The 26,308-nt window shown below is 44.8% G+C and carries 23 protein-coding genes; 16 read left to right on the top strand and 7 right to left on the bottom strand.

Going from position 1 to position 26,308, the window contains the following annotated elements; all coding sequences use genetic code 11:
* Nucleotides 1–110: 110 nt before the first annotated feature.
* From rlmKL to ACS8FD_RS01495, 3 genes are all read left to right on the top strand, one after another.
* On the top strand, nt 111–2,402 hold the full coding sequence (gene rlmKL, locus ACS8FD_RS01505) for a bifunctional 23S rRNA (guanine(2069)-N(7))-methyltransferase RlmK/23S rRNA (guanine(2445)-N(2))-methyltransferase RlmL (protein ID WP_439274107.1): 2,292 nt from the start codon (nt 111–113) through the stop codon (nt 2,400–2,402).
* Nucleotides 2,403–2,584: 182 nt separating this feature from the next.
* Nucleotides 2,585–3,160: a TerD family protein gene (locus tag ACS8FD_RS01500; protein WP_439274106.1), complete on the top strand. Its 576-nt coding sequence runs from the start codon at nt 2,585–2,587 to the stop codon at nt 3,158–3,160.
* Between the two features lie 321 nt (nt 3,161–3,481).
* On the top strand, nt 3,482–4,570 hold the full coding sequence (locus ACS8FD_RS01495) for a DUF475 domain-containing protein (protein ID WP_439274105.1): 1,089 nt from the start codon (nt 3,482–3,484) through the stop codon (nt 4,568–4,570).
* A 123-nt stretch (nt 4,571–4,693) separates the two neighbouring features.
* Here ACS8FD_RS01495 and ACS8FD_RS01490 read toward each other — a convergent pair whose 3' ends face one another.
* Nucleotides 4,694–5,353, bottom strand: a complete 660-nt coding sequence (locus ACS8FD_RS01490; protein ID WP_439274104.1) for a 7-cyano-7-deazaguanine/7-aminomethyl-7-deazaguanine transporter — start codon at nt 5,351–5,353, stop codon at nt 4,694–4,696.
* Nucleotides 5,354–5,642: 289 nt separating this feature from the next.
* Between ACS8FD_RS01490 and ACS8FD_RS01485 the strand changes: the two genes are divergently transcribed.
* The 3 genes from ACS8FD_RS01485 (at nt 5,643) to ACS8FD_RS01475 (ending at nt 7,874) form a co-directional block, all read left to right on the top strand.
* On the top strand, nt 5,643–6,218 hold the full coding sequence (locus tag ACS8FD_RS01485) for a TerD family protein (RefSeq protein ID WP_439274103.1): 576 nt from the start codon (nt 5,643–5,645) through the stop codon (nt 6,216–6,218).
* 176 nt (nt 6,219–6,394) lie between these two features.
* Nucleotides 6,395–7,147 (top strand): TIGR00266 family protein, encoded by a 753-nt coding sequence (locus ACS8FD_RS01480; RefSeq protein WP_439274102.1) that lies wholly within the window; start codon nt 6,395–6,397, stop codon nt 7,145–7,147.
* Between the two features lie 115 nt (nt 7,148–7,262).
* On the top strand, nt 7,263–7,874 hold the full coding sequence (locus ACS8FD_RS01475) for a TerD family protein (RefSeq protein ID WP_439274101.1): 612 nt from the start codon (nt 7,263–7,265) through the stop codon (nt 7,872–7,874).
* 91 nt (nt 7,875–7,965) lie between these two features.
* Here ACS8FD_RS01475 and ACS8FD_RS01470 read toward each other — a convergent pair whose 3' ends face one another.
* Entirely contained in the window at nt 7,966–9,237 is a 1,272-nt protein-coding gene (locus ACS8FD_RS01470; RefSeq protein ID WP_439274100.1) for a TerD family protein, read from the bottom strand.
* Nucleotides 9,238–9,479: 242 nt separating this feature from the next.
* Here ACS8FD_RS01470 and ACS8FD_RS01465 point away from each other — a divergent pair, with 242 nt between their 5' ends.
* Nucleotides 9,480–10,610, top strand: a complete 1,131-nt coding sequence (locus ACS8FD_RS01465; RefSeq protein ID WP_439274099.1) for an ATP-grasp domain-containing protein — start codon at nt 9,480–9,482, stop codon at nt 10,608–10,610.
* A gap of 25 nt (nt 10,611–10,635) precedes the next feature.
* On the opposite strand, the gene ACS8FD_RS01460 is transcribed toward ACS8FD_RS01465, so the two are convergent.
* Nucleotides 10,636–11,832: a sugar transporter gene (locus ACS8FD_RS01460; protein ID WP_439274098.1), complete on the bottom strand. Its 1,197-nt coding sequence runs from the start codon at nt 11,830–11,832 to the stop codon at nt 10,636–10,638.
* 421 nt (nt 11,833–12,253) lie between these two features.
* On the opposite strand from ACS8FD_RS01460, the gene ACS8FD_RS01455 reads away from it, so the two are divergent.
* The 4 genes from ACS8FD_RS01455 (at nt 12,254) to ACS8FD_RS01440 (ending at nt 16,684) form a co-directional block, all read left to right on the top strand.
* Complete coding sequence (locus tag ACS8FD_RS01455) at nt 12,254–13,504, top strand: phosphoribosyltransferase domain-containing protein (RefSeq protein ID WP_439274097.1); 1,251 nt, start codon at nt 12,254–12,256, stop codon at nt 13,502–13,504.
* Nucleotides 13,501–14,331, top strand: a complete 831-nt coding sequence (locus ACS8FD_RS01450; protein ID WP_439274096.1) for an HAD hydrolase family protein — start codon at nt 13,501–13,503, stop codon at nt 14,329–14,331. The genes ACS8FD_RS01455 and ACS8FD_RS01450 overlap by 4 nt, the downstream gene beginning before the upstream one ends.
* Nucleotides 14,332–14,345: 14 nt before the next feature.
* The gene (locus ACS8FD_RS01445; protein WP_439274095.1) at nt 14,346–15,515 is read left to right on the top strand and encodes a cysteine protease StiP domain-containing protein; all 1,170 of its coding nucleotides are present in this window, start codon (nt 14,346–14,348) and stop codon (nt 15,513–15,515) included.
* Between the two features lie 95 nt (nt 15,516–15,610).
* On the top strand, nt 15,611–16,684 hold the full coding sequence (locus tag ACS8FD_RS01440) for an HpcH/HpaI aldolase/citrate lyase family protein (protein WP_439274094.1): 1,074 nt from the start codon (nt 15,611–15,613) through the stop codon (nt 16,682–16,684).
* Nucleotides 16,685–16,792: 108 nt separating this feature from the next.
* Here the strand turns inward: ACS8FD_RS01440 and ACS8FD_RS01435 are convergent, their stop codons facing one another.
* Nucleotides 16,793–17,614, bottom strand: coding sequence for an alpha/beta fold hydrolase (locus ACS8FD_RS01435; RefSeq protein WP_439274093.1), 822 nt, complete (start codon nt 17,612–17,614; stop codon nt 16,793–16,795).
* A 272-nt stretch (nt 17,615–17,886) separates the two neighbouring features.
* On the opposite strand from ACS8FD_RS01435, the gene ACS8FD_RS01430 reads away from it, so the two are divergent.
* Nucleotides 17,887–18,684 (top strand): enoyl-CoA hydratase-related protein, encoded by a 798-nt coding sequence (locus tag ACS8FD_RS01430; protein ID WP_439274092.1) that lies wholly within the window; start codon nt 17,887–17,889, stop codon nt 18,682–18,684.
* A gap of 100 nt (nt 18,685–18,784) precedes the next feature.
* Here ACS8FD_RS01430 and ACS8FD_RS01425 read toward each other — a convergent pair whose 3' ends face one another.
* Together ACS8FD_RS01425 and acnB are read right to left on the bottom strand one after the other, a co-directional pair.
* On the bottom strand, nt 18,785–19,225 hold the full coding sequence (locus ACS8FD_RS01425; protein WP_439274091.1) for a DUF805 domain-containing protein: 441 nt from the start codon (nt 19,223–19,225) through the stop codon (nt 18,785–18,787).
* 191 nt (nt 19,226–19,416) lie between these two features.
* The gene (gene acnB, locus ACS8FD_RS01420; RefSeq protein ID WP_439274090.1) at nt 19,417–22,020 is read right to left on the bottom strand and encodes a bifunctional aconitate hydratase 2/2-methylisocitrate dehydratase; all 2,604 of its coding nucleotides are present in this window, start codon (nt 22,018–22,020) and stop codon (nt 19,417–19,419) included.
* Between the two features lie 336 nt (nt 22,021–22,356).
* Between acnB and ACS8FD_RS01415 the strand changes: the two genes are divergently transcribed.
* The 4 genes from ACS8FD_RS01415 to mtnP all read left to right on the top strand — a co-directional run bounded on the left by ACS8FD_RS01415 (nt 22,357) and on the right by mtnP (nt 25,599).
* Nucleotides 22,357–22,779 carry a carboxymuconolactone decarboxylase family protein gene (locus tag ACS8FD_RS01415; RefSeq protein WP_439274089.1) on the top strand — a complete coding sequence of 141 codons (423 nt, stop codon included), beginning with the start codon at nt 22,357–22,359 and terminating at the stop codon, nt 22,777–22,779.
* Nucleotides 22,780–22,896: 117 nt separating this feature from the next.
* The gene (gene lipA, locus ACS8FD_RS01410) at nt 22,897–23,940 is read left to right on the top strand and encodes a lipoyl synthase (protein ID WP_439274088.1); all 1,044 of its coding nucleotides are present in this window, start codon (nt 22,897–22,899) and stop codon (nt 23,938–23,940) included.
* Nucleotides 23,941–24,112: 172 nt separating this feature from the next.
* Complete coding sequence (locus ACS8FD_RS01405) at nt 24,113–24,586, top strand: GFA family protein (RefSeq protein ID WP_439274087.1); 474 nt, start codon at nt 24,113–24,115, stop codon at nt 24,584–24,586.
* Nucleotides 24,587–24,705: 119 nt separating this feature from the next.
* Nucleotides 24,706–25,599 (top strand): S-methyl-5'-thioadenosine phosphorylase, encoded by an 894-nt coding sequence (mtnP, locus tag ACS8FD_RS01400; RefSeq protein ID WP_439274086.1) that lies wholly within the window; start codon nt 24,706–24,708, stop codon nt 25,597–25,599.
* A gap of 49 nt (nt 25,600–25,648) precedes the next feature.
* Here mtnP and ACS8FD_RS01395 read toward each other — a convergent pair whose 3' ends face one another.
* Entirely contained in the window at nt 25,649–26,293 is a 645-nt protein-coding gene (locus ACS8FD_RS01395) for a TIGR04282 family arsenosugar biosynthesis glycosyltransferase (protein ID WP_439274085.1), read from the bottom strand.
* Nucleotides 26,294–26,308 lie beyond the last annotated feature (15 nt).

Here is a 26,308-nt window from a genome sequence, read left to right as displayed (position 1 = left end):
CATATCAGCGTGAATTATGTTAAAATTACCGGTCAAATAATCTCTCTATTTTTGCATTACGCTCTTTGTATTTTTATTTTTTGATCCGCCCTCTAGCCACAGGTATCCGTATGACCGAACCAACCTCCTCTACACAGCCTTCATCACCATCGCTGACGCTCGAGCTTATTATCACCTGTGCCGATGGGCTTGAGCTACCGCTACAGACTGAGCTATCAAGCTTCGGTATTGAAAGTGATATCAAGAGCACTGGACGCTTGAGCGTTAGCGCAAGCTTGCGTGATTTATACCAGATTTGCCTCTGGTCGCGCGTGGCATCACGGGTACTGATGCTAATTAAACGTAAAAATATCAATAGCGACTATGATGTTGCCGAACAGCTCTATGGACTAGCCAAGTCAATTGACTGGACGCAACAGTTTGATTTAGAACAGACCTTTGCTATTCGTCTGTCAGTCGATAAGCGCGTGGCGGTCAGTCAGCAGTTTGCGATGCTACGTATCAAAGATGCGATTGCCGATACCTTTAATGAAGCTTTTGAGAGCCGGCCTAATGTCGATAGCAAAAACCCTGACTTTGCTATTTTTGCCACCGTCAATGACAAGCAAGCCGAGCTGTATTTAGATCTATCTGGCACTAGCTTGCATCGCCGTGGCTACCGAGTAGCAATGACCGATGCACCGTTAAAAGAAAACCTAGCGGCCGCCTTGCTTTACAGCTCAGGGTGGCATCTGAACAACAAAGCGGATAATGCCCCTTTATATAATGCCTTGATTGATCCAATGTGCGGCTCTGGTACCTTTATTATCGAAGCACTATTGATGCATTTAGATTATGCCGTTGGTATCGATAAAGCTGCGAATCAATTCGGCTTTTATCAGTGGCAGCATCACGATGAGAGTCTGTGGCAGACAATGATCGATGAGGCGCAGGATCGCCACCGCGAAGCTGTAGCTATCGCGCTTGAGCAGCCTGATACCTTGCCACTGATATTAGGCTTTGATGCCGATAGCGGCGCTATCTTAGCGACTGAGAAAAACCTAATCGCGGCAGGTCTGCAAGATCTGCTACCGCTGATCGATCTTGAGACGCGCGCGCTTGATAAGCTGAGTCATACTTTACGGCCGATGGTCAAAGAGGGTCGCCTGAGCAATCCGCTAATTATCACTAACCCGCCTTATGGTGAGCGCTTAGGCGATGAGGACTTTATTCGTCCGCTTTATCAAGCGTTAGGTCTTATTTTACAAGATAGCTTTGCCGGTAGCGGTATCGATCCGATGCTAGGTATCCTCGCCGCCCATGTCGAGCAAGTCGATATATTGCCGATTAAAGAGCCAAAAACCTTGCGCTGTCATAATGGCGCGATAACGGTATATTTCCGCTACGGAAAGCTAATTGCCGGACAGTTAGGCAGCTTAACCAGTAACTTTGAGAAGCGTGAAATCGACAGCGAAGAAGCGCAAGACTTCATCAATCGTCTACAAAAGAACTTAGGTAAGCTCAGAAAACAAGCCGCTAAACAAAACGTTAGTAATATCCGTGCTTATGATGCTGATCTGCCAGACTTTAAAGTTGCGATTGATCTGTATGGCGATTACGTGCATGTACAAGAGTATGCACCGCCCAAAACTATTCCGCCTGAGACGGCTAAAAAACGCTTTAATCTTGCACTAATGGGGATTCGAGAAGTATTAGATATCGACCGTGAGCAAGTATTTATCAAGACCCGCGCTCGTCAGTCAGGCAATGAGCAATATAGCAAGCAAGGCAATAGCGAGAAAAAAGGTAAATTCTATATCGCGCGTGAAGATGGCGCTTACTTTTATGTCAACTTCACCGACTATCTAGATACCGGTCTATTCATCGACCACCGTAACATGCGCGCGCGTATCAAGGCCAATAGCAAAGACAAATCAGTGCTGAACCTCTTTGCTTATACTTGTACGGCTAGTGTGCATGCGGCGCTCGCTGGCGCGAAAAAAGTCACTAGCGTCGACCTATCGCAGAATTATCTGGATTGGGGTAAGCAGAACTTTGTCCTAAACGGTCTCGATATCAGCCGTCATAAATATCAGTTTGTTGCCGCTGACATCTTTGAGTGGATTAAAGACAATACTGAGCAGTTCGATATTATCTTTATCGATCCGCCGACCTTTTCGAATTCCAAAAAATTCCAAGGTACTTTTGATGTACAGCGTGACCATGCGGCCCTTATTAATCGCGCCATGAACCGCTTAACATCTGACGGTGTGCTTTATTTCTCTAACAACTTTACTCGTTTTGAACTTGATGAACAGCTCACCGAGCGCTATGAGGTTACTGAGATTACTCATCAAACAATAGGTTTCGATTTCAATATCAAAAAACCTATTCATCAAAGCTTTGAGATTCGTCATCGCTAATCTTGAGTTAATAACAATGCAACAATAACAGCAGCTCCAATGACCTGATCGGCTTTGATTGGGTCATTTTTTGTTGTTATGATAGAGCATCAATAAATAGTCAATACCTCAATGCACTACTTATTCTTAAGCTATTTATTGCCATTGATATTTACTACAACTATTAATAAAAAGGATCTCCCATGGCTCTATCATTAAATAAAGGCGGTAACTTATCGCTAACCAAAACCGACCCTAACCTTAATAAACTGCTAATCGGTCTAGGTTGGGATGAGCGCGCCACCTCTGGCGCTGAGTTTGATCTAGACGCTAGTGTGTTTTTGCTAAGTAACGCCGGCAAGGTACGCGGCGATCATGATTTCATCTTTTATAATCAACTCAAATCTGACAATGGCGCGGTTGAGCACACCGGTGATAATCGTACGGGCGAAGGGGATGGCGATGATGAAGTCATCAAAGTAAACCTGACGCAAGTGCCAAGCGATGTCGATAAAATCGTCGTAACTGTGACCATTCATGATGCTGCCGCTCGTAGCCAGAATTTCGGTCAAGTCGCGAACGCTTTTATCCGTGTCGTCAATGAAGAGTCTGGCACCGAAGTGGTTCGTTTCGATTTAGCAGAGGACTACTCGGTTGAGACGGCTATGGTGTTCGGTGAAGTCTATCGCCACAACAACGAGTGGAAATTCCGCGCGGTAGGTCAAGGTTACTCTGGCGGCCTGCAAGCGATGTGCCATCAATATGGCGTCGATATTTAATGCTAAAGCCTTTTTTAAATCGCTGTTACTGAAGCATAAAAGCAGGGTTAAAAGTGTACTGCCCAGTGCATTATTTTAGGTAATATTTTATGTGATATGACTTTATTTCTGACGAGTAACCGCCATAATAGCTCTGAGAATTAAATCGAATGGGGTGCAAAAGAGCATAACTTTTCCTAGCTAGACCGGCTAAAATACTTTATGTTTCTCTAAGTTTTTTCCCATAAAAGCAGCTATCACTAGCTGCTTTTATAATGGCTATACCTCCAACTAAACAAGACTAACCCAGCATTTGCTTGATGCAATAAGACAGGACATGTCATGAGACATTTTTATTTAGATTTTATCTTCACCGCTATTGCCTTAGCGGTAGCGGCTTGGTGGGGATACTCAAACGGTGGTTTAGGCGGAATGATAGCCACGCTATCAATTACGGCTATTTTGGCGGTTATGGAGATCTCCTTATCCTTTGATAATGCCGTCGTTAACGCCTCCGTCCTAAAAGGCTGGGACGACTTTTGGAAAATGATTTTCTTAACCGTCGGTATTTTGATCGCCGTCTTCGGTATGCGCTTGGTTTTCCCTATCGTCATCGTCGCCGTTACCGCGGACTTAGGTATGATGCAGGTGATCGACTTGGCCTTGAACAATCCTGAAGAATACTCTGCAAGATTGATGGCGCATCACGCTGAGATTTCAGCGTTCGGTGGTATCTTCTTATTATTAGTCTTCTTAAACTTTGTTTTTGATGATAAAGACGTACATTGGTTTGATTGGCTGGAGAGCCGCTTAGCGAAACTTGCCAAAGTCGATGCGATGAGCGTCTTTGTAGCGCTGATTGTGTTAATGATTGCCGTATCCTTTGCTGAAGACACGCAAGCCGCGGCGGTGTTGATCGCTGGCGTTTGGGGTATTTTGGTATACTTAGGCGTGCAAGTCGTCTCAGGCATGCTAGAGGGCGACCTTGAAGAAGAGCTAGATGCTCAAGGTAATAGCACAGGACAAGCCACTAGCGCTATTATGAAAGGCGGGATTATCGGCTTTTTATACTTAGAAGTCCTTGATGCATCATTCAGCTTTGATGGCGTTATCGGCGCATTTGCAATTACTAATGACGTGATTGTGATTATGCTAGGTCTCGCTATCGGTGCGATGTTCGTACGTTCGATGACGATTTTCTTAGTCGACAAAGGCACGCTTGATGAGTTTATCTATCTTGAACATGGCGCTCATTATGCGATTGGCGCGTTAGCGGTTATCATGCTGTTGTCGGTCAAATTCCATGTGCCAGAGCTGATCACTGGTCTGATTGGTATTGCTTTTATTGGTGTAGCGCTATGGGCTTCACTCAGACATCGTAAGACTGAGGCGTTAGCGAATCCTGAGCTTAATACTAAATCGCTAGATTAACCCAAAACTGTCAGCAACAAAAAAGAGCTATAGCGATGATTCGTTATAGCTCTTTTTATGTGTGTGACGCTTATCTTATTGTTCGGCTCTCTTGTAGCTATTGCCCTGTTTTAGCACTTTTATCTACTTACCTGCTAGCAATTTTTGCAGCTTCGCCAATATCACCCCGTATAGCGGCAAAAAGATCAACACGCCCATCACCATCTTAAAGATATAATCTACAGTACCAATCTCGATCCAGTTCGCTGCCATAAAGGGGTCAGGGCTTTTATAAAAAGCGATGGCGAAGAAGCAAAAACTATCGATTAAGTTGCCTATTAGCGTTGAGGCTAACGGCGCAATCCACCAGCTTTTGAGCTGACGTAGTTTGTTAAATACCTGAATATCTAATAGCTGCCCAACCACATACGCGGCAAAGCTGGCTAGCACGATGCGAAACACAAACAGATTAAAATCAAGCAGATGCTCATGCCCGACAAACTGACCATCGGCGAATACCACCGAAAAATAGTACGAGATCGCTAGTGCCGGCAGCATAGCGAAAAAGATAATACGCCTCGCCAACTGCTGACCAAAGATACGCACGGTCAAATCAGTCACTAAAAAGATAAACGGAAAAGTAACCGCGCCCCAAGTAGTGATAAAGCCGAAGAAGCCAACCGGGATTTGCACCAGATAGTTACTGATGGCGATAATAAAGATGTGCAGACCCACTAGCCAAAATAAAGCACGGCTGTAGCGAATAGATTGAGTAGGTGTGGCTGAAATAGAATTGATGCTCATAGAAGAGTCCTTTTTTTAATTCAGGGTTGAGGGAACCTGAGCGCGCATATTATATAGTAAAAGCGATACCAGCTAAAGCCTTCGGTTAAAAAGTTTTAAGAACGCTTGTTGTAGATAATTTTAAGACAGCTCTGTAAACAGATAACCACAAAATACGACTTGCGTAGTCAGTACCTGCTTAGTATAGTAAAACGTAACGCTAGGCAGCCTACCATCTGCGCTTAGCAAATAATGACATACTTTATAATTCACTAATAAATCACTTATTTATAACTAAAAGGACAATTTTATGGCTATTAGCTTAACAAAAGGCGGTAACGTCAACTTATCAAAAGAAGCTCCAGGCCTCACCAACATCACTGTCGGTCTTGGATGGGATCCACGCGCTACTGACGGTCAAGAGTTTGACTTAGACGCCATCGCGTTTTTGGTCAATGAAGGCGGTAAAGTGCGTAATGATAAAGACTTTATCTTCTTTAATAACCTAACATCAGACAATGGCGCTGTTGAGCATACTGGCGATAACCGCACTGGCGAAGGTGACGGTGATGATGAACAGATTAAAATCAATCTAGCTAGTATTCCAGCGGATGTCAGTAAAGTTGCCGTTTGCGCGATCATTTATGAAGGCCAAGCCCGTAACCAAAACTTCGGTCAAGTTGGCGAAGCTTATATACGTATCGTCAATGACAACGGCAATAGCGAAATTGCCCGTTACGACTTATCAGAAGACGGTAGCACTGAGACCGCTATGATTTTTGGTGAGCTATATCGTCACAGTGGCGATTGGAAATTCCGCGCGGTCGGTCAAGGCTTCAGTGGCGGCTTAGGTCCATTAGCCTCTTCTTATGGTGTGAATGTCTAAGTTTAGACTTTCAGACTTTTAATAAGTAAGCGTTATCTATTAAAGCTAGCAAGTGCGATGATTATCCGTGTTTGTTGGCTTTAATTTTATTCACTCATCAAACGTCCATCCTCTTTATATCATCAATAGCAAAAGTAAATGATCCGTTAAATAACTAGCTTAAGGATTTATTCGTTATGGCAGCGACTTTCAGTTTAATAGGTACCATCGAGCCTTTTTTGCACTGCAATCTACAAAAGGGCGATTCGATCTATTGTGAAGCCAACGCTATGGTCATGATGGAGTCCAATCTTGAGCTAAAAGGTAAGCTACAAGGCGGTCTCATGCAGTCTTTAATGCGCCGTTTTGCTAATGATGAATCGCTATTTCAACAGCAGATTGAGGCAACAGGTGGTGAAGGCGATTGTCTACTCGCCCCTACTCTCGATGGTGACATGCAGATACTCGATGTCGGAGCGCAGCAATATACGCTAAGCGATGGCGCTTTTGTTGCCGCGCAAAAAGATGTCGATATCAGAGCGAATATACAGCGTAACTTAGGCGGTGCAGTGTTTGGTGATACCGGCGGTTTTATGGTGATGCAGACTCAAGGTCAAGGCCAAGTCGTGGTTTCAGGATTTGGCTCGCTGTTTGAAATCGAAGTTGAGCCGGGTAAAGATGTCATCATCGACAATGGTCATGTGGTCTGCTGGGATTCTAATCTAGAATATAAACTCTCGGTATCGACTAGTAAGAAAAAAGGGTTTATGAGTAATATCATCAATTCAGTGACGAGCGGCGAAGGCATGGTGCTAAATTTCTCAGGTAACGGTAAAGTGATTATCTGTTCGCGCAACCGTGATAGCTATCAAGGCTGGCTACAGAGCGTGTTAGGTAGCAACGCGGGTGGGCGCGGCGGCAGCGGCGGCTTTTTAGATAATATCTTATAAATCACAGCCGAAGATAAAACATAACCACAATTTTGACTATGACGTTTTATTCATAACATGATGAGTCGCCATTATCTTTTACACACACATTCATCACGATTAAAAGGAATACGATATGGCAGTTAGTCTACAAAAGGGACAAAAAATATCCTTAAACAAAGAAGCGGGTGGCACCCTTACTCAAGTCAAGCTTGGCTTAGGCTGGGATGTCGCACAAGCACCGCAAGCACAAAAAACCGGCTTATTAGGTAAGCTATTTGGCGGTGGTAGTGGCGGCGAAGATACTATTGATCTAGATGCCTCATGCATTATGTTCGATAGCAATAAGCAAGCCGTCGATGCAATTTGGTTTGGCCAGTTACAATCCAAAGATGGTAGTATCTTGCACACTGGTGATAATCGTACCGGTGCTGGCGACGGCGATGATGAGGTGATCAATGTTGATTTATCTAAGATTCCAGCTACTGTGACCTCCTTAGTATTTACCGTGAACAGTTTCACCGGCCAAACCTTTGAGACCGTTGAAAACGCCTTTTGCCGTATCGTTAACGCCAGTAACAACTCAGAAGTGGCGCGTTATAACCTGTCAGCGCAAGGCGGACACACCGCGATGATTATGGCAAAAGTCTATCGCCATAATAACGAATGGAAGATGCACGCTATCGGCGAAACCGCTTCTGGCCGCACCTTTCATGACTTGATGCCCGCTATTGCTCCGCATGCTTAGAAGATAGCATTGATTTCTTAATAAAAAAGCAGCCTAGCTACGATAAATAGCTAGGCTGCTTGCTTTCAAAAATGCTAATTACAATACTCTACTACTTACTTCCCCGCTTCCAGCTAAAGCCCCAATCAAAGGCTTTATCCATCTCTTTGTGGCCATTGAAGTATTGGTTAATGCGTTCAACATTGATACTGCCTTGCTGATTCACGAGCCGCGCAATTGCGCACATTGGCGCATTGCCCGCGCCTTCGGTCAATCGAGTTTCAATAGGCGGCTGTCCGGGTACATGAATCGTCACTACGCCATCGGTTTGCGCCCAATTGGGTACGCCTTCATAAATAAAAGCAAAGATAAACACTTCTTGAATCTGCGACCACTGCTGACCGTTAATATCGAGCCATTCGCCATCGCTGACTTGCCCCGTTCTATCATCAGCGCGTAGCAAGACGAAGGGCGAACCATTCAAATTGCCAAAGCGATTACCTAACGCTTGAATTAACGTCTTCTCACCGTTTTTGAGATGCACCATTGCGCCGATATCAAGGTCAATACCGCCTGAACCGCGCTGCTTAAATAAATCGCCTAACAGTCCCTTTTTTGGTGCCGCTTTATCGATATTGGGACGTTGGTTCCAGTTGAGGTTGACTGCTATCTTACCGAAGTCATCGCGCTTGGTTAAATTAATGGTAGATTGGTTTTTGGTTAAGGTGATTTTACTCAAATTAACTGAAGGGCTCGCTGGAATCGGCGGCGGATTATTTTGGTTAACATCGCTTTGATTAGCATGATTTTGGGCACTACGATTGGGCTTTTGCGTATTGATGGATGGTGATTGGCTCTGATTCTGGGCTGGCGCTTCGTCCGCAATCTCCACTCCAAAATGCTCAGATAAAGGCTTAAGACCGCCTGCAAACCCTTGTGCGATAAAGCGAAACTTCCAGCTGCCTTGACGGCGATAGCATTCCGCTAAAATAATGGCTTTCTCATTACGTCCGGCGCTACTGAGCTGGCAAGTTATCAATACTTGGCTACCTTGTAGCACTTGAATATCAACATCACCGAGCTGCGACAGCGTTTGATTGCTAGAGAACGCCAAAGCGATTTTTTCAATCTCGCTCGCTTGTGCAGGCAAATTAATATCAAAAAACCCATCGCTATCATGTCCACGAAAGCTGACGCTACCATCATCACTGCGCGTCTGACCATAAAAGATCATATCGCCATCACCGCGTACTTTTCCGCTACTGGTCAAGCGATAAGCGGCGCAGTCGATTGCGTTGTGGCTCAAGATACGAATGCTAATACTGTCATTGGGCAGCGACGCATTAGCACCCGCTACTAATTCTTGCGGTTGGGTTTGGCTCATTATATTGTCCTTTTGCTGTTTGTCGTCTTTTTATCTATCTGTGAAAGCTATTTATGAGTGATTCGCTTAGCGATGATTATATAGTAGCATGGATATTAGGCTAGTTTTATAGCGACTTATGACTTAGCTTTTGGCAAGATTATTTTGAAAATTAGCTGACTATAAGTCATTTATCAGTTAGCGTATTTGTATATAATGACGACGAGTTATCTCTTGAAGTTTTGAAAATTATGGACAGCGTTATGACGAATAAAACGAATGGTAATGAACTAATAAAAGCGGCTTGGCTCGCGGAAGGACAATCGAGTCAGCGCGATATGCTGGAGAGTCTACAAGCCCTCAAAGCACAAACCCCTTTTACAATTATTGCCTCGCATCGTCATGACCGCCCTGAGATATTTGAGTTTGCCGATACTATTTTTCGTGAACCCTATCACTCTACTGAAATAGCAGAAACGCAAAACCATCAAGCGCCTGCTGAGCGCTGGCCCTTTGTATTAGAACAGGCCAAGCAAAACCATGTCAAAGTTTTGCTGACTGGCCGTAATGGTATCGATTATGAAGCACATAGAGACTTATTTACCCAAGCAGGTATTCGGCTGCTGACAGGAGCCACTAGCGTCGCAGCGCTTGAGACTATCGATGATAAATTTGCTTTTATGCAGCACTGTCAGGCGCATAACATTCCAGTAGCTACCGCTTGGCGCTTCGATACTACCGCTGAACTCACTGCATTACTTAGTGAGCATAGCGATAAATGCCTCTGTGTCAAGCCTGTGACCGGGATATTTGCACAAGGGTTTTGGCGCTTAGACTCTGGTTTTGATAACGATAGTCAATACGATAGCTTTGAGCATTTATACTTTACCGATAGCAAGAAAATTAGCACTGAGCAATTTATTAACGCCTACAGTCATAGCCAAATGGTACGCGAGCACCCTATTCCTATGTTGTTGATGCCTTACCTATCAGGTCGCGAGTACTCTATCGACGTGGTCTGCGAATATGGTGAAGTGCTAGCGGCAGTCACTCGCTATAAAGAAGGCAAGATTCAACACGTGGGCTATGATAAGCCAGTGATGGATGTGGTCATTCCACTAATCAAAGCTTTTAACTGCGATGGTATCGTCAGCGTACAGACCAAAGAAAACGATGCGGGGCAACACTGCGTGTTAGAGATTAACTCTCGTCCCTCTGGCGGGATTGGCTACACCAAACATAGCGGTGTCGATTTAACACAAATCGGGTTTGGCTATTGGCTCGGCTTGACTGACAAACCAAAACTGGCTGACAGTATTAAGCAAATCACCCCTTGTCAGATACGTTCTATCATGACGAGTGTGAAGGTTGAGACAGGCACAGAAGGACAGTAGATTACTTACAATAGGATAAATTATCTCAGCTGTTATGACTGAGCTCAGGAAAACGCCTAACCATATATATCATCACTATCAGAGCAACTGCAGCTATCGCCGCGCCGACAAAACCCACGCTCGATAAGGAGATATAAGTCACCGCGTAACCTCCGAGTAAAGCGCCCATCCCGATTCCTAAATTGATAATTGCCGAGAACATCGCCATGACCATATCTTGCGCATTGACATCGATTTCGATGACTTTCGACTGAATGGTGAGCATCAATAGAATCATCGCTGTGCCCCAAACCACCGTTACGATACTCAGTAGCCATATCGAGCTAACCGCCCATAACATCAGCATCATAGCGGCCAGTATCAATACGGTAGATATGAGCATAAGCCTTGTGGTTGAGCGCTCATTCCAGCGGCTAAAGATATAACTACCGATCAGGCCAGCACCGCCGAACAACAGTAAGATAAGGGTAACTTGATTCTCACTGATAGTGCCAATCTTACTCATAAACGGTTCGATATACGAGTAAGCAGCGTAGTCAGCCGTGAACACCACAAAACAGAATAAATAGAGGCAGATAAGCAGCGGGTTTCTCAGTAACTCTGGCAGCTTACTAAAAGAGCCATCAAACATACTAGGCAAATCTGGTAGTAGCCTAGCTTGCAAAATAAAGACGATAAAAGCGATGATACCAATACCCGCAAAAGTGGTACGCCAGCCGAACCATTGACCCAATATACGTCCTATCGGTACTCCTAATACGAGAGCCAAGGAAGTACCAGTCGCTAATATACTGAGTGCCAGAGCCTTTTTGCCTTGAGGCGCAACTCGCAGGGCTATAGCGGCGGTAATTGCCCAAAATATCGCATGCGAGAGCGCGATACCCACGCGGCTGATGAGCAGTACGTTAAAACTCCAAGCAAAGACTGATAACGCATGACTGGCGATGAATACGGCAAATAATGCTAACAGCAAACGTTTACGCTCAAGGCGACTGGTAAGTAACATCAGTGGCAATGACATAGCAGCGACCACCCAAGCATAGAGTGTCAACATCCAGCCCGTCTCTGCGGTAGTAATAGAAAAATCCCGTGCAATATCGCTCAATAGCGCTACAGGCACGAACTCTGTCGTATTAACGACAAAGGCGCTCACCCCCATCAATATCACTTGGAAATATTTACTTTGGCGCGAAGCTGAAACGGTCTGGGGAGGTGGTTCCATAGAATTGACTACTTATAAGAGCCAAAGTGGCACTATTGGCTCAAAAATTAAAGGAATGGCGTAAGAAAGATAGGCCGTTATGCTTATAGCGTAGCCGGATTACAAGTCATCTTCGTTACGATTATAAAAAATATCAACACCATGACATTCTATTAGTAATTCATATATGATGATAAAAAACGCTAAGCCAGTATACTTTTAGCTTAAAATAAAAATAAAAGTGACAGATAACTGTTTTTTATTGGAATTTAATAACAATCTCATTATTGTGCAAGCGCAGTTTAGTAAGCAAAGTCACGGTAATCTGTAAGCACCAGTGATAAGGTCAAAGACCAATCCAGTAAGCAACCCAATACTCAGATAAACGAGATAAAATCTCGACTATAAAAACCGCTTTGAAAAGCTAGGTTAAGGAATATGAATGTCAGCTAAGCCACAAAGTACGACCATCACCCTGCCTCGCGGCAAATTAGATCTCACTTATCAGACTCATAGCAAAAATGATAATACCTACCAGCTTGAAGACCTGCTCGGCTTTGCTCAGCGTATCAATCCAAAACGCGCGTTTTTATTCGTCTCCAAAGTCTTAGGCCGCCATATTCCTGTCGCGCCTAGTATTATGCGTAGTGCTTTTACCGATTTGGCAAACTTAGTGCCTGATAATTTGCCTGAGCCTATTTTAGTGATTGGTATGGCTGAGACTGCTGTAGGACTGTCGGCAGGTGTGCATCAAGCGCTGCAAACTCGCTACCCAGATACTTTGCTATTAAATTCTACCCGTCACGCTCAGCATAACGAAAGCAACCAAGAAGCTTTATTCACTACCTTTAGCGAAGATCATAGCCATGCTAGCCAGCATTTAATTTATCAAAGTAGCGATAAAAATAGACAGACACAGCTCCTCGCTAGCAAAACTTTAATCATGGTCGATGATGAAGCGTCAACCGGGAATACTTGCGTCAATGTGGTAACGGCTTTACGAGACGCAGGTCTTAGCCAATTGCAGCAAGTCCATCTCACTACTTTGGTCGATTGGTCATTAGCTAAAGACAATACTGATAATGCCGATGACAGTATATCTTCTCGCCTGCCGAACATTGAGTTTCAGCGTCATCATCTATTATCCGGCGCTTGGCAGTGGACGGATGCGCCAAATCCTGAACCTATCACTATGCCCGCAGTCGATACCACTGAAGCGGGCACGCAACCTGTTGGTGCTACTGGCAATTGGGGACGCTTTCCGACGCCTGATAGTACAGGCGGCTTTGCTGATTATTTGAAGCGTTTTCAGCAAGCCTTTGCAGGTTTTAGCGAGCAGGCTACTTTTTATAAAGGCAAATTACCCAAGCGAATGTTAGTGTTAGGCAGTAATGAGTTTGTGTGGTTGCCGTTTTTATTAGCCGAATGGCTTGAGCAAAACACCACTATAAACAATGAAAAACATAGCGTTAAATTTAGTGCTTTGACGCGCTCGCCAATAGCACTTGGCGGTGCGATTAACACTATGCTCAGCTTTAGTGATAACTATGGCCTTGGCATGACCAACTTTGTTTATAATGTCGAGCCTGATGATTGGGACTTGATTGTGTTATGTGTGGAGACCTCTAACGATAGCGTTGACCCGATGTGGCAAGATTTGGATAATGTATTAGTAATAGGGGCAAATCTATGACTATCCCTTTCTTCCAAGCGCGTCCAAACCTTATAAAACCCTATACGCTCATGGATTTAGACGATACCCTATTCCAGACGCAGCGCAAAATAGACGCTTGGGAGCTGCCAACTTCCAAAGCTGACAATTTAGTGTGTGCAACAGTGAATAAACAAGGTGAGCCGCTGAGCTTTATGAGCACTCGGCAAGCGAGCTTTTTTAATTGGTTATTAGCGAGTACTGAATTGATCGTGGTGACCGCTCGTGACCGCGCGGAGATTAAACGAGTAAAATTACCTTTTGCCAGTTGGCAAGTTTTGACTCATGGGGCGATTATTTTAACTCAGGATGGCAAGCTTGAGAATCAGTGGCAACAGCATATGCATAGCGAGCTTGCGCCATTGCAGGATAAGCTGAGCCAGCTGAGCCAGTTACTTACTCAGCACAGCAGTAACGACAACAGCCATCTAAAACTCACCGCGCACAGTGATAGCTTCAATGACGGCGCTGATACTGAAGAGCTAATCATATATCTAGCGATTAAACATGCGCAAAAAGATCATCAAGCCTTGATAAAGCTTGCCGAACAGCTGCCTAAATTGATACGTAATTTTGATCAAGACTTTTATGTGCATGTGAACGCTAATAACTTAGCCATTTTGCCGCATGGTGTACACAAGCGTCATGCGGTACAGTTTTTGCTAGATCAGCATTTAGAAAGCAGCAGACCGAGCTTTGGTTTTGGTGATAGCTTAGCGGATTTGCCTTTTTTACAATTGCTAGACTGGTACGGGATGCCCAATCACGGCCAGCTGCATGAACAATGCGACTCTCAACAATCAAAATAACCCTAGAGCATTCAATGACAAAAGCAATAATAAAAGACTTAGAAACATTTGGCTCAGGCAGCTATCTGGCTGACGATGTCACGGTGCTCCTAGATATCGTTGACAAAGACGCCGTGGCGGATGTGCCAGTCAGTGAAAAAGAAGTACTGATTCAAAGTGGTCAGCGTCACTATTCCGATATGCTCACCTTAGAGCAAGCGCCAAGCGCTCGGCATGAGCAGCTATATTTGCAAGCTCTAGCAGACGGCAAAGCGCGCACCGCTAGTGATATTGCTAATTTAGCGTATACCTTGCATGACATTTTTCACAATACTGTCAATGAGAAAAAACCATTAATTTTAGTCAGCTTAGTACGCGCCGGACTGCCCGTTGGCGTGTTATTGCAGCGCGCTTTGACAAATAGTAATAGCGCTTATGCCTTGCCAACTAAACACTACGGCATTAGCATCATTCGCGATCGTGGTCTTGACCCCGTCGCTTTGCAATCAATATTGGACAATCATCCCGATAGTCCTATCGTTTTCGTTGATGGTTGGACTGGCAAAGGCGCTATCTATCAAGAACTGGCGGGTAGTCTTGAGCCTTTTAGCGATAATAACCATCCTAGCTTTGTTAACATTTTTCATCAAGGTAAGGAGGTTATACCGCTACTCACCCTTGCCGACCCTGCTGGCGTCGCTTGGCTGGCGGCAAGCTTTGATGACTGGCTTATTCCTTCAGGGCTATTAAATAGCACCGTATCCGGACTGATATCGCGCTCGCTTTATACCGAGCCGCAATCAGGGCTACATCGCGCTATCTTTTATGATAACTTAGACGCTATCGATCACAGCTTAGAGTTTATTGAACAGATTGAGTCAGCGCGGCAACAATTAACGACAACGCCTAAGCGTTTAGTCACCTTTACGCAGCCTAGATATAACACGCAAAGCATCATTGATGGAATAGCAACAGAGTACAGTATCGACAATCGCAACCGTATCAAACCCACTATCGCCGAGGCGACCCGCGCGATATTACGCCGCGACCCTGAGCGCATCTTGCTCGCGACTGCCGATCATCCTGATACGACATTATTACGACATTTATGCCGTGATAGAGATATTGAAATCAGTGTGTTAGGTGCTAAAATATTACCTTATCAAGCGATCACTCTGATCAAAAAACGCACTAGCCGGGCTTAGCTTGTTTGTACTTCAGCGACCAGTACTTCAGTGCTTTGTATTTCCGCGACTTCTCTTGTTTACTATCTTTTTTTTAACTGATTATGATGCCAACTATGCCAGATATCCCAAATAATTCTAATAACGAGTCAGATCTGTATAATTATACGCAGTCTTATGAGCACCTCATCACTGAGCGCCATGCCCTGCTAAGGCCGCATACTCATCACCCTTACCAGCTGGGTGCAAGCTTGTACATGCCAGCAACTCGGCAAGATATCTGGCAAGTCATCAAGCGTGACAAATTATCGACGATTAATAGTATTATTATTTGTGTTGAGGACGCAGTTAACCATGATGATGTGGAGCTAGCATTAGAAAGGTTGCAAGAGCTGCTCAACACTTGGGCGGCGCATATTGATAGTATCAACGATCCCTCGACGCCTGAGAGCAATAAGCAAGAGCAGCCCACGCGGCCGTTAGTGTTTGTGCGTCCGCGTAATCCGATGATGCTACAAAAACTCGCGCATTATAAGCATATTGAATTGCTCGATGGCTTTGTGATGCCGAAGGTCGATATGTGTAGCTTGTCCAATTGGCGCATGGCTTGTCAGAATCTCAGCACCGACCAGCTACTAATGCCGACTTTAGAGACAGCCGCGCTCTTCAATCCGCATCATAATCAAGAGCTGGCTATTGGCTTTAAAGAAGCGTTTAGTCAGCCTGTTTTTGCCTTACGTATTGGCGGGAATGATCTATTTGCCGCGCTACGTCTGCGCCGTCCTAAAAATAGTATTGTCTATGACACCCCTATTGGCACTTTGGCTTATCAGCTGCTTGGCTGCTTTGTGCCGCATGGCTTTTATCTCACTGCGCCTGTCTTTGAGTACTTAGATCAGCCCACGCTATTTATGCAAGAATTAACGCGTGATGTCAGCTTGGGCTTAGTCGGCAAAACCGTCATTCACCCGAGTCAAATTGCCTTAGTACAGCAAGCGTATTGCGTACCGGCAAGTACTTTAGATGAGGCGCAAGCGATACTCCATAGCGAGGCCAAAGCCGTATTCAAATATAACAATACCATGCTAGAACCAGCCACGCATCGCGCTTGGGCGACAGAGATTATCAACCGTGCAAAAGTATTTGGCACTATCAATAATGATAATACTGACTATAGCTCACGACTGTAATTGGCTATCATTGATAGCTTAGAATCATTAAAACTCGCTATAAATAAAACTCAAAAGCCGCTATCTTCTCGATAACGGCTTTTGTCTTTAAAGCTACCATTCTACTGATTAATACCAGCCTTCAATCCTATCCAAAAATTCGCCTAGTACTCTATTGACTTGCTCAGGCTCTTCAACGGTCGAAGTATGACCTGCGCCTTTAATCACCGCAAGCTTGGAGCCATCGATGGCAAAGTGCATACGCTCAGACTTATCATAAGGTGTCGCTGCATCTTCATCACCGACGATGATTAAGGTTGGTGTCTGAATATCTCCCAATCGCTCATAAACCCCGGCACGGTCGATAACGCCCGTCGTTGCCTTAATTGTGCCGCCTTTACGGTTACTTTGCAGCATGGATAACCATTCTTTACGATCGGCCTTACGCTCTTTGGCTTCTAAAAAGGTGCTGCCAAACATAATCGGCATCACCTTTTGACTCACGCGCTTCATGCCAAGCCAGCGAATCGCTTTCATTAGCTTGCGATACTGTGGGACATTTTTGGGATCCTCGGCATCCGCAGAAGTTTCTAACAAAGATAGCGACAGTAAGCGCTCAGGATGATGAATAGCGATGCGCTGAGCGACAAACCCACCCATAGATAGGCCGACAAAGTGACACTTATCGATATCTAGCGCGTCCAGTAGCGCCATAGTATCTTTGGTTAAATTATCCATGTCGTAGCCGTCTTTGGTGATCTGTGACTGCCCTTGCCCACGAAAGTCAAAAGCGATACAGCGATAGTCCTTTTTAAAATGTTCGACTTGCTTGTCGTACATTCTACCGCTCCAAAGCAAACCATGAGCAAAGACAATCACGGGCTTTTGCTGATCATTGGGCGCGCTGTCTTCATAATAAATGTCGGCATTATTTACTGTAATCGTTGGCATAACTCTTCCTTGTTTATGTGGTTTATTATTACATTTGTACGAATGTTTAAACGAGCATATCATTCTGTCTAACTTCGTATAATCAGCATAATTTACAACTCATAAGTTTAGTAGTGATATTTGTAAATAGCTGCTTGCATCTGACAATAAATATGGCGCAAAGGTACACCAAATCAGATTTTAGCGCGCCCTTTAACCTGCTATAGTAACTGGCATTGGACTATTTGTTAGCTCGCTTTATTTAATCTCTAACTATTAAAAGGATAACCCTTATGTCACAAGCGCTTGTCGATTATCAAGTAAGTAACTACATCGCCACTATCACCATGAACGATCCTAAAACCCTAAATGCCTTTAGTACGCCGTTAAAAGGCGCCATTATGGACGCACTCGATCAGGCGGATAACGATGATGAGGTACGCGTTATCGTCTTGCAAGGCGGCGGCGGCAACTTCTCAAGCGGTGGTCATATCGGCGAGATGCTAGAGAACGGTATGGAGTCCGAGGCGCTAGTGGCTAAGCTTGATTTTATGCTGCGTGAAGTCGCTGAGGTCAGCCTTAAATTGCGTAATATCCATAAGCCTATCATCGCCAAATTAGAAGGCGCGGTGGCTGGCGCAGGCATGAACTTAGCGTTGACTTGTGACTTTCGTATCGCAAGTGACAATGCCAAATTCGTGCAAGCCTTTGTCAACATAGGCCTCATACCTGATGCCGGCGGTATCTATCTGTTGAATCAATTAGTTGGCGCGGCCAAAACTACTGAGCTGGTCATGCTCGGCGATAAGCTCAAAGCTGATGATGTCGCAAGGTTAGATTTAGTCAATAAAGTGGTTAGCGCCGAGGAACTTGACAACGAGGTCACCGCATTAGCCTCGCGCTTAAGTCAACTACCGGGTAAAGCGCTGGCCTCTATGAAGCATATGATCAACATTCATGCTTTCTCAGGACTTAACGAAGCGCTTGGCATGGAGGTCGAGCAACAAAACATGATGGCTCAGACTGATGATTTCAAAGAAGGGATTACAGCGTTTATGGAAAAGCGCAAGCCAGTTTATCAGGGGAAGTAAGTCCCAAAACCCTTTATCTTAATATATAGATAAAGGGTTTTTAAACTTTTAGTCGTTTGCAGTTGTTTAAGCTTGTTCAAGTATAAGACTGCTATTAAGCTTACTTTGCTGGCGGTCCCCATTGATTGGTTTCATGCTTGGTATCGCTTGCCATAAACACTAATAATATGATACCGCCTATAAGCGGCACAAACGATATCAAAAACCACCATCCTGAACGACCAATATCATGTAATCTGCGCACCGTCACCGCCAAACCTGGCAGAAACAAGCCAAACGCTACTATAATATAAAACAGTCCCGTCTCTGAACTAAATATTATGGTATCTACTATCATTGCAACGATGGTTAGACCTAATTGTACTAAGAAAAAATACCAAAATTCTTTACGGCGAGCACGACCCGAGAAATTGACATAATTTCTCAAGGCTTTTTTAAACCAATCAATAATTCCGTAGTTCGCTTCGGCGGCATTATTATTGATAGTATTCTGTGGTAAGGGTGGCGGCGTCGCTTTATCGAGCATATTTTTATTTTCCATAGGGTTTGTCATCATTTATTTGTAAGAGTTAAATCGCCAACCAAAAATTTGACCAGTTCATTAGAGTATAAACACTCAATAAAAGTTTGCAAACAGTTATTAAAGTATTTTATAGTTATAAAAAAACCCCGCATCATCTCGATACGGGGTTCCGATTTATATAAGAGCAGTAAAACTTAAAACATCAAAGCTTAAGTCAACTGAGCCACGTTAATTTTGTCCGCTTCTTCGGTGTACTCTTCCATACGATCGAAGTTCATGTATTGATAAACTTCATCGCCCATGCTGTTGAGCATGCCAGCGTATTGCTGATATTCGTCGTTGGTTGGCAATTTACCTAGTACCGCAGCGACAGCAGCAAGCTCAGCTGATGCTAGATAAACGTTCGCGCCTTGACCGAGACGGTTCGGGAAGTTACGAGTCGACGTCGATACCGCAGTAGATTTCGGCGCGATACGTGCTTGGTTACCCATACATAGTGAACAACCTGGCATTTCAGTACGAGCGCCGGCTTGCGCGTAAATGTTGTAGTAGCCCTCTTCCATCAACTGACGCGCATCCATTTTGGTTGGCGGTGCAATCCATAAACGAGTCTTTAGGCTACCTGCTGGTACGTCTTGTAGCAGTTTACCTGCCGCGCGGAAATGACCGATGTTAGTCATGCACGAGCCGATAAATACCTCATCGATAGTGTCGCCTGCGACGTCAGCCAATGTCTTAGCATCGTCTGGATCGTTCGGGCAGCATAGGATAGGCTCTTTGATCTCGCTCATATCGATGGTCATATCGATAGTATATTCAGCGTCTTCGTCAGCACGCATTAGGCTTGGATTCGCGAGCCAGTCTTGCATCTGCTCGATACGGCGGCTGATAGTACGCGCATCGCCATAGCCTTCTGAGATCATCCACTTAAGCAGGGTGATGTTTGAGTTTAGATACTCAGTTACTGATTCTTCAGAAAGCGTAATAGTACAACCAGCAGCACTACGCTCAGCCGACGCATCAGATAACTCGAACGCTTGCTCAGCGGTTAGGTCTTCTAGACCTTCGATCTCAAGGATACGACCATTGAATTCGTTGATTTTGCCTTTCTTATCAACGGTTAAGTAACCTTCTTTGATCGCTTGATAAGGAATCGCATGCACAAGGTCACGTAGCGTGATACCAGGCTGACGCTCACCGACGAAGCGAACGCGAACAGATTCAGGCATATCGAGTGGCATCACACCAGTCGCTGCAGCAAATGCCACTAGACCAGAACCCGCTGGGAATGAGATACCCATTGGGAAACGCGTATGCGAGTCACCACCAGTACCAACGGTATCTGGAAGTAGCATACGGTTCAGCCAGCTGTGAATGATACCATCGCCCGGACGTAAGCTCACGCCGCCGCGGTTCATGATAAAGTCAGGTAGCGTGTGCTGAGTCTCAACGTCGACTGGCTTTGGATAAGCGGCGGTATGGCAGAATGACTGCATCACTAGATCCGCTTGGAAACCTAGGCAAGCCAAGTCTTTTAGCTCATCACGAGTCATCGGACCAGTAGTATCCTGACTACCGACTGTGGTCATTTTTGGCTCACAGTACATACCAGGACGTACGCCCTCTAGACCACACGCTTTACCAACCATCTTCTGTGCAAGAGTAAAGCCTTTACCGGTATCAGCTGGCTCTTCAGGCTTAGCGAATACGTCAGAATGACCCAGACCCATGTACTCACGCGCACGGTTAGTCAAACCACGACCAACGATCAATGGGATACGGCCACCAGCACGCACTTCGTCAAGTAGCGTTGGTGAGTTTAGTTTGAACTCAGAGATCACTTCATCTGAGTCATGCTTAGTGATTTTGCCGTCATGTGGATAGATGTCAAACACATCGCCCATGTTTAGATTATCAACCGCGACTTTTTCGATTGGTAATGCGCCTGAGTCTTCCATAGTGTTAAAGAAGATAGGAGCAATGTTGTTACCTAATACTAGACCGCCGCCGCGCTTGTTTGGTACGTTCGGGATGTCTTCGCCCATCAGCCATAGTACTGAGTTGGTCGCTGACTTACGGCTAGAGCCGGTACCGACGACGTCACCAACATAAGCCAATTGATGGCCTTTTTTCTTTAGCTCTTCGATCTGCTTCATTGGGCCAACAACGCCCTCTTCATCAGCGGTGATACCATCGCGAGAGTTTTTGTGCATGGCTAATGAATGCAATGGAATATCAGGACGGCTCCACGCGTCTTGCGCAGGTGACAAGTCATCGGTGTTAGTCTCGCCAGTGACTTTAAAGGTCGTATACGTTGATTTCTTTGGTACCTCGGCGCGGTTCAAGAACCATTCAGCATCTGCCCAAGACTGAATCACTTCTTTTGCGATATCATTGCCGGCTTCGGCTTTTTCAGTCACATCGTTGAACGCGTCAAATACTAGCAAAGTCTTTTTCAATGCTTCTGCTGCGTCTTGTGCGACATCAGAGTCGTCTAGTGCTGCAACTAATGGCTGTACGTTGTAGCCACCTTGCATAGTACCTAAGATTTCTACTGCTTTTTTCTTATCGATAAGTGGTGAGCTCGCTTCACCTTTTACAATAGCGGCTAAAAAAGCAGCTTTTACATAAGCGGCTTGATCCACACCGGCTGGAATGCGGTTTTCTAGCAAGTTCATCAAGAACTCATCTTCGCCCGCTGGTGGATTTTTTAATAATTCAACCAACTCTGCGACTTGTTTTTCGCTTAGTGGTAGTGGAACGGTTCCAAGCTCAGCACGCTCGGCGACATGTTTACGATAAGCTTCTAACACAATAATTGTCCTCGTAGTTGGGCTAGCACATTGCGTGGGTAGTCAGAATGACAGCCTGCGTAGATGCGCTATAGGAAATAATTAAGGGAATGTAGTCATTGAAATATTTGTGCTGCAATGATAGCTTAAAACGCTCAAAAAGTTAATGGCTTAGGCTGCAAAAGGCGTAGAACCAAGCCATATTCAATATTTATTATAAAAATAGTAGTCGCTATTAGAGTAAATACTAAACATACAAGCTCAATAATTTTGAGAATGAATTGTTTGACGTTGAATATCATCAAAACTGACTCAATGAACGAGTCTGATTGAATGTTAAAAATTAAGGATAATAAGATGAGCAATAATGATGACCATTCAAACTATAAAAAGGGTTTAAAAGTACGTACTGAGGTCATGGGAGAGGCACATGTTAAGCGCTCACTCGCTGCAGCAACCTCATTTACTCAGCCTTTGCAAGACTGGATCATTGAGCATGCTTGGGGCACGACCTGGCAAGATGACAGCGTTTTACCACGTAAGTATCGCTCTTTAATTACCTTAGGGTTTTTGATTGCACAAAAGAGTCCGACCGAGCTAAAAGGCCATATTCGCGGGGCTATAAATAACGGAGCAAGTCCCCTTGAGATTCGCGAAGTACTCATGCACAGCCTGCCCTACTGCGGCGCGCCTGCCACCCAAGAGGCTTTTCGCGCTGCCATCGAAGTGTTTAATGAGATGGGCATAAATATCGATAATTTAAACAACAACAAGCCATAGAGTAAAGGGTTGAATAATAAACCCTGAGCGCAATATCTGCTATAATAAAGACACCTATGAAGCATGCCGATAATTCCATAAACCCTTATCTTATCAAGGGTTAAGAGATCATTGATTATGACTACTGCCGTACAAACCCATGTTCCTGCGCCAAGAGTAAAACCCAAAAAAGCCATTCAAGGTGAAAAATTACGGGGCTACGATAAAGTCGCGCGTATTCCGATTAAGGTCATTCCGACAGTCGAAGCTAAGAAAAAACCAGATTGGATTCGTGTAAAAATGTCCTCACCGGCCGAGGTGGCACGCATCAAAGCCAAACTGCGCGAGCAAAAGCTCTATACCGTTTGTGAAGAAGCTGCTTGCCCAAACTTAGCACAGTGCTTCTCTGATGGCACCGCAACATTTATGATTATGGGCGATATCTGTACGCGTCGTTGCCCGTTTTGTGATGTCGGTCATGGTCGCCCTAATGAGCTCGATAAAGATGAGCCGCGTCATACCGCTGAGACTATTCAAGGGCTTGAGCTGAAATATGCGGTTATCACCTCTGTGGATCGCGATGATCTAAAAGATGGCGGTGCCAATCATTTTGTAGAAGTACTCAATGAATCACGAGCGCTAAGTCCAAATTGCTTGATCGAAATCTTAGTCCCTGACTTTCGTGGCCGTATGGATATCGCCTTGGACTTACTCACTGAAACCGCGCCTGACGTATTTAACCATAATATCGAAACCGTACCGCGTCTGTATAAAGCCTTCCGTCCTGGTTCTGACTATCAGCACTCGCTCGATTTGCTTAAGCTCTATAAAGAGCGTCGTCCTGATATCGCCACTAAATGCGGCTTTATGGTCGGACTTGGTGAGACCGAAGAAGAGGTTTATGCGCTACTTGACGATCTAAAAGCGCATGATGTCGATATGATTACCGTCGGTCAATATTTGCAGCCGAGTAAAAATCATGCCCCAGTCGATCGTTATGTGCATCCTGATGAGTTTCAGCGTTATATGGATTACGGCAAAAAGATTGGCTTCTTTAGTATTTGGGCCGGCCCTATGGTACGCTCAAGCTACTTTGCCGATCGTCAGTACTACGGCGAGGATTGCCCTGCGCCTATTCGTAGTAAAAAAGCGCTAGAAGCTGAAGGCAAGCTGGGTTGTTAAGACTTTGCTGATAATAAATAAAATGGAGACCTACTAAGGTCTCTTTTTTTATGTGAATTCTCAGCAGCTCTACTTAAAGCCACTACACTGGCAGGTCAAGAAAATGCTATATTTTGCCCTAATGAATGTCAAAAATGCACACAAATAAATTTTTATAAAAAAGGACTCCCTTATGAGCGACCAATTTACCCCACAAGAAGGCTCTTGCTCCTGTTATAGCAACACTTATACCATTAATCATACTCCTATGGCGCGCTTCATTTGCCACTGTACTATCTGTCAGGATTATACCGGTAAGGCTTATAATGATGTTACGGTTTTACTAAAATCAGATCTCAGCGAATTAGAGATAGATAAAACACGCTTTCGTAGCTGGAAACTGCCGCCGAATATCAGCCGTGGATTATGCAAACGCTGTCATAAGCCTAGTATAGAGACCGCTGTAGGCGGTAATCTGGTATTAATTCCTACCGATAACTATCCTGATAAGTCCGCGCTGCCTGAGCCTGCTATGCATCTGTTTTATAACCGCCGCATCAGAGACGTCGATGATAACTTACCTAAATATAATGGCTTTGTGCAGAGTCAAACTATGGTGGTTAAGGAGCTGGCTCAAGGGATATATAAAAGAGTTACGAGAAGCTAATGGTTATCTCTAAACGCTAGGTTTAGTATTTTAAGCGCTATTTTATTTTTATTTTAAGAGACAAATGCTACTAATAGTCAAAACTATTCGTTTCTTTAACTCCTTCATTTGGGACTAATATGATTTCAACCTTAGTAGAAGACACCGCTCATTTATCCGCTGACATTGCCATCATTGGCGGTAGCGGCCTTTATCAGATGCAAGCGCTGAGCAATAAGCGCCAGATAAAAATCTCCACACCTTTTGGCAAACCTTCTGATGATATCGTTATGGGTGAGCTAAATGGCGTGACAGTCGCTTTTTTGACGCGCCACGGCCAAGGGCACAAATTTAGCCCGTCAGAAGTTCCATACCGCGCTAATATCTATGCGCTAAAAACCTTAGGCGTGCGTTATGTGATTTCAGTCTCGGCAGTTGGCTCACTACAAGAGCACCTTAAACCTTTAGATATGGTCGTTCCAGATCAGATGATCGATATGACTAAGCAGCGAGTCAGCACGTTCTTTGGCGAGGGCGCGGTGGCCCATGTGACGATGGCAGATCCATTGTGCCTTGAGCTTAGCGAAGTGTTGCATCGCGCCTATAGTCAAGCGAATATTAGCGAAGGCCAATGTCATAAGCAGGCGACTTACGTCTGTATTGAAGGACCGCAGTTCTCCACTCGCGCTGAGTCGCAGTGGTATCGCCAAATGAATGCGGACATTATTGGCATGACCAATATGCCAGAGGCTAAGCTTGCGCGTGAAGCGAGCATGGCGTATGCCACGCTAGCATTGGTGACAGATTTTGACTCATGGCATCCAAACGAGGAAGCTGTCAGTGCCGATTACGCAATTCAAAATCTCATGAAAAATGCGAATAACGCGCAGCAAGTTGTCAAAGAAGCCGTTGCTATACTCGCCAGCGAACAGCCTGACTCTATTGCGCATACGGCTTTAGCGCAAGCGTTAGTGACACCTGTTGAGGCGATGAGCGAGGAGACTAAGACGAAGCTGAGTGCGTTGTTGCCTTAACTAGGTTAGTTTTTTAAATAAGCAAAGCCATCCCATAGTTGATGGCTTTTTAGCCGTTGTAGGCTACAACTTTATAATCATCGAGCCAACCTACGGGCAAGTATTGCAAATCTTCAGGCTCATCGATATCTGGCAAAGGCTCTAACATAGCTAGCGACCAATTTAAGTCCTTGATGCGCTGCTCAGTCACTGCGGCAACATCACTGACACTCCATGTCATGTTTGAGAAAAGACTTGCCTCAGCTTTTTTAAAGCCAAGCAACACATAACCGCCATCAAAGGCGGGAACTATAACGCTATCTTGTTCGATTAATTGTTTTGCCGCACCTTGTATCCGCTCAGTGGTGAGATCAGGACAATCGCTCCCTATTAAAAGCACCTTTTCGAAATTATCTAGCGCATTCTGACTGGCGCTTAGCATTCGCTTTCCCAAATCGCCATCCGCTTGCGCTGACCACAGCAATGATTTAGGTAAATCTAGCGTTTGCCAACACAGATGGCTTGGCGCCGGACTGACACATAATTCAACGCTAAAGTCCGTCGCTAGCGCTTGCTCGATACTATGCAAAAGTAGTTTACGCGCCATTTGCGCAGAACCTTCAACACCAAGCGCGGGTTGTAGCCGGGTTTTTGCTTTACCCTCAGCTGGGAATTTGGCGAAAAGGATAATACAGGTATTTTGTTTTTGATTCATATTAAGAGTTTTCTA

The organism is Psychrobacter sp. 1U2 (assembly GCF_051847575.1).
The sequence above is the reverse complement of the archived record's forward strand: the minus strand, read 5'-3'. Positions and strand labels throughout refer to the sequence as shown.